The sequence below is a fragment of the Pseudomonas sp. SDO5522_S412 genome (assembly GCF_054071215.1).
The window spans coordinates 1-4,320 of record NZ_JBSVWQ010000347.1 but is presented as its reverse complement, the minus strand read 5'-3'; the positions used below and the strand labels follow the sequence as shown (position 1 = coordinate 4,320).

Annotated in this window: 5 protein-coding genes; 4 read left to right on the top strand and 1 reads right to left on the bottom strand. The window is 58.1% G+C overall.

The annotated features are described in order from the left end of the window. Both ACW9I6_RS31115 and ACW9I6_RS31110 read left to right on the top strand, forming a co-directional pair. The coding region (locus ACW9I6_RS31115; RefSeq protein ID WP_457340194.1) for an RHS repeat-associated core and ParB domain-containing protein at nt 1-593 on the top strand (593 nt) is incomplete at its 5' end. Further along, nucleotides 590-1,000, top strand: coding sequence for a DUF6896 domain-containing protein (locus ACW9I6_RS31110; RefSeq protein ID WP_457340193.1), 411 nt, complete (start codon nt 590-592; stop codon nt 998-1,000). The genes ACW9I6_RS31115 and ACW9I6_RS31110, both read left to right, overlap by 4 nt. Nucleotides 1,001-1,088: 88 nt before the next feature. Here the strand turns inward: ACW9I6_RS31110 and ACW9I6_RS31105 are convergent, their stop codons facing one another. Next, on the bottom strand, nt 1,089-1,526 hold the full coding sequence (locus ACW9I6_RS31105) for a DUF3995 domain-containing protein (protein ID WP_003214721.1): 438 nt from the start codon (nt 1,524-1,526) through the stop codon (nt 1,089-1,091). Between the two features lie 93 nt (nt 1,527-1,619). On the opposite strand from ACW9I6_RS31105, the gene ACW9I6_RS31100 reads away from it, so the two are divergent. Together ACW9I6_RS31100 and ACW9I6_RS31095 are read left to right on the top strand one after the other, a co-directional pair. Then, entirely contained in the window at nt 1,620-2,009 is a 390-nt protein-coding gene (locus tag ACW9I6_RS31100; RefSeq protein WP_003214719.1) for a DUF2946 domain-containing protein, read from the top strand. 95 nt (nt 2,010-2,104) lie between these two features. Then, on the top strand, nt 2,105-4,231 hold the full coding sequence (locus tag ACW9I6_RS31095; RefSeq protein WP_457340192.1) for a TonB-dependent receptor: 2,127 nt from the start codon (nt 2,105-2,107) through the stop codon (nt 4,229-4,231). Nucleotides 4,232-4,320 lie beyond the last annotated feature (89 nt).

Below are 4,320 nucleotides of genomic sequence, written 5' to 3'. Positions count from 1 at the left end.
AGGGCCAGTACTTCGACCCGGAAAGCGGGCTGCACTACAACCGACATCGCTACTATAATCCGGATATTGGTCGTTATCTGACGCCCGACCCCGTGAAGCTGGCGGGTGGGCTGAACGGCTACCAATATGTGCCCAACCCGACGGGATGGGTTGACCCGCTTGGATTGAACACCTGCCCGGGTGGCGATGGATGTAAGCCGAAAGCCGTTGATAACGATCCTGCTAGAAAAGTAAAAGCCGATGAAGGTGTACCTTCGGCGCCAGTTATTAGAGGAGTTGATGCGGAAAGCTTGAATCGAACGCATAGTATCGAGGGGAAAAGATCAACCAAGCGAGTCGACGAAATCTCCCTCAGCATGCGGAGCAAGGGTTACGACACAAATGAGCCTATCGACGTGGTCGAGGTGAACGGGCAGCGCTATATTATCGACGGGCACCACCGAGCCTCAGCGGCAAGACGGACAAATACGCCAGTCACCATAAAATTGATAGAGAACCTAAATAGCCATAAGGGAACGCTCAAAAGTAAAGATGACGTAATAAACGCTTCGAATGCTGTTGGACTTGATAGGTTAGAAAGGCCGAGACGATGAAAAAGAACAACCTGGAGAATTTGATCCACGAATATCTATATCAGGTGAAAAGAGCGACTGATTTACTTGAGCACACATTCGGAACAAAAAACATACTCCAGCTATGGCGCAGCAAAGAAATCCCGCAACGCGGGAGGATCACTGACAACATCTCCTACGAACTACACGGAATTGGCTGCAGAGTCGATTTTTCCGGAGTATGTATCGATTTCGACTATGGCCCAGACGAAAGAGTGGACGGCTTCGACCCGTGGCGGCTTTACATTTACGCATGCGAAGTACCATACCGTTACAAAAAGTACACCAACCAGAACACTCTCAAACTAGAATTCAATAATTATGTAGCGCAAGGAAAAGCACAAAAAATCACTGACTCCATGTCCAACCTATACTTCCTGAATCCTTGACCCTGCTCACCCCCTGACCAGCTGTCGCCAGGCGAACATTCGAGTTTACCCAGCGTAAAACTCACTCTTTCGCGGTAAACACTCCCCCTCAACTCCACGCCACCACCAACAACCCCGCCCCCAACACCAAACATAGCGGCGAGTAAAAAAACGTATCCAGCCGCGCAAACCGCGACCCGCCGACCTTCTTGAAAAAACCCACCAGCTCTGAATCCCCAATCGCCCGGGCAAACATCACCAGTGCTACTGCACTAATCCCCCACTGCAACGCATGGTTGGACACCGGCTCGAAATACAGCCCGGCCCGCAAACACACCAGCACCGCAATCGCCACCAACCCCACACCCACCAGCAACGTTCCCAGTGCCGACGGCTTGAACGCCGGTCGCGGCCCGCTGGCGAATTCACCCGGCAGCTGCGGAATAGCCGCCGTCACACCCAATTTGCCGCCGGCCGCCCAGTACAAATGCACCAGGCTGATAAAGCCAAAAACCCCGACGATCCATCGCGCGACTAAAAAGCTCATGGCTGGATATCCTTGGAAAAGTCCGAGAGAGGATAGCCCTCTTGAGATTTTTTGCAGGCAATTCGTCGGCGGCTGATGGTAAAGTGCCGCCCCATGAAACTCGCCCGTACCGACCGCTCGCTCATTGCCTGGATGCTCTACTGCTGCGTCCTGTTCAATGTGTTCGCCTGCAGCATCGGCCACGGGCAAATGGTCGGGATGCAGCTCAACGGCATCGGCGGCCAGTTCTGTACGGTGGACCCGCGCACCCAGGCGCCGGCGCCTTACAAGTCCACCGATGAATCCCTGCCCACGCTCTCGAAAGCCTTCGGTTGCCCGCTGTGCTCCACCGGCGGCATGGGCCCGGCGCTCAACTCCAGCCTCAACGTGGCGGTGCTTCCGCAACCCCATGCGCCGCCGCCCGCCATCGTTGCCAGTGCCGACATCCCTGCCCGCTTCACCTGGCCTGCGGCTAATCCGCGCGCCCCGCCCGCCTTCGCCTGATACCTGCGCTTTTCTGATTGGCCCACGCGGCTGCCTCCCCCGGGAGTGCGGACGGCACTGGGTTGTTTTCAAGCCAAGTTTTTCAGGATTCAACCATGAAACATTTACCCCTTTTGGCGGGCCTGTTCGGCTGCCTGCCTGTCAGCACCTGGGCGATTGAGCTGGCACCGACCACCATTGATGGCGAGCAAACCGGTGATGCCGGCCTGGCCCTGGATCAGTCCAGTGGCATGGCCTCGCGCCTGGGGCTGAGCGTGCGGGAAACCCCGGCGTCCATCAGCATTGCCAACCGCAATGACATCGAGCGCCGAGGCGCCAAGACCTTCCAGGACGCGGCCAATACCCTCCCCGGGGTCAACGCCAGCGCGCCGCCGGGGTTTGGCGGTTTCATTTCCTATCGAGGGTTTACCAGCAGCCAGATTACCCAGATGTTCAATGGCGTCGCGGTGTCCGGCGGCCTGGCTCGCCCCGTGGATGCGTGGATTTATGACCGGGTCGAACTGGTGGGCGGGCCCTCCTCGCTGATCAACGGCGCCGGCTCCGTCGGTGGTTCGCTGAACTACGTGACCAAGCTGGCCACCCGTGAGGAACAGGCCGCCGAAGGTCAGCTCACCTATGGCAGCTACGACACTGCCGGAATGGCCTTCGGCCTGAACCACGCCCTGACCGAGCCGGGCGCCGAGGTCCAGCATTACGCGCGCCTGGACGTAAGCCGCAACACCAACCACACCTATATCGATCGCCAACAGCGCGATGCCTGGAGCGTGGCGTTTTCCCTGCTGAGTGATTTCACCCCGAACCTGTCCCACACCCTGGCCCTGGAATATCAGGACGAACACGAGGACAGCCCCTACTGGGGCACACCGGTGCTCAACCCGAAGTCGGGCGAGTTGAAGATCGACAAACACAACCGCTTCAACAACTACAACGTGGCCGACGGTCGTTATGAGCAACGCACGATCTGGGTGCGCTCGATCATCGACTACCGGATCAATGACAGCACCACGCTGAAAAATACCCTCTATCACCTCGACAGCCAGCGCGACTATCGCAACCTGGAAACCTACCAGTACAACGCTGATAACAGCGCAGTGAATCGCTCGACGGCCTATCAGGTACGGCACCAGGGTGAGCAGAACGGCAACCAGTTCGAGCTGCGCCATGACGACACGTTCTTCGGCTTGAGCACCACGTGGTCGGGCGGCTTCGAGTACAGGGTCAACAGCACCACCAACAATCCGTTGAATGTGGCAGGCAACAGTACGGTGGACCCGAACAACTATGATCCCGGGCATTTCTATGACATCCCGGGCACCAAGCCCGGTTTCGATCCGGACAAGACCAACGCCGTCACCACCAAGGCATTGTTCCTCGAGAACCGCCTGGGCCTGACTGACAAGCTGTCGTTGCTCACCGGCCTGCGCTACGACGCGATTGACCTGGAAGTCACCAACCACCGGGATATCACCGCCAGCAATCCGCGGCATGTCAAACGCAGTTGGGAGCCGGTGACCGGGCGGATTGGCCTGACGTATCAGTTCATCCCGCAAGCCAATGTCTACGTGCAATACAGCACCGCTGCCGAACAGCCGAGCAGCACCACCCAGGTGTTCGATGTGTCCACCGGCAAGCAATGGGAAGTGGGCAGCAAGTTCGATTACATGGACGGTCGCGGCTCCGCCACGGTGGCCGCCTACCGGATCGAGCGCAAGGACTTCGCCGTCACCGACCCGCTGGACCCGACCAATAGCATTCCGGTGGGCGCGCAGACGTCCAAGGGTATCGAGCTGGCCAGTTCGTTGCGGGTCACGCCCAAGCTATTGCTGGAGGGCAACTACGCCTGGGTCGATGCCGAATACAAGGACTTCAACGAGAAAACCGCCAGCGGTGCCGTGGTGTCGCGCAAGGGCAATACGCCGACCAATGTGCCCAGGCAGGTGGGTAATCTGTGGCTGACCTATGACTTTGCGGAGGATTGGCAAGGAGGTGTGGATGCGCGGTATGTGGCGTCGGTGTACGCCGATAACGCCAACACCCTGACGGTGCCGGCCTATACCTTGTTCGGGACGTTTTTGACTTACAAGGTGGATCAACACACCTCCGTGACGGGCCGGGTGCGCAACCTGACCAATGAGGTGTACGCCGAGTTTGCCCATGTGTCGCCGGCGTATTACCTGGGGTCGCCGAGGACGTTTGAGCTGGCGGTGCAGACGAAGTTCTAAAGCCCAGCAAGTTTCAAGGCAAGAATGAGGTCAGTGTGGGAGCGGGCTTGCTCGCGAAAGCGGTGAGTCAGTCAATACAAATGTTGGCT

Coding starts and splice junctions, on each gene's coding strand:
- ACW9I6_RS31110 (WP_457340193.1), top strand. CDS start 590: ATGAAAAAGAACAACCTGGAGAATTTGATCCACGAATATCTATATCAG.
- ACW9I6_RS31105 (WP_003214721.1), bottom strand. CDS start 1,526: ATGAGCTTTTTAGTCGCGCGATGGATCGTCGGGGTTTTTGGCTTTATC.
- ACW9I6_RS31100 (WP_003214719.1), top strand. CDS start 1,620: ATGAAACTCGCCCGTACCGACCGCTCGCTCATTGCCTGGATGCTCTAC.
- ACW9I6_RS31095 (WP_457340192.1), top strand. CDS start 2,105: ATGAAACATTTACCCCTTTTGGCGGGCCTGTTCGGCTGCCTGCCTGTC.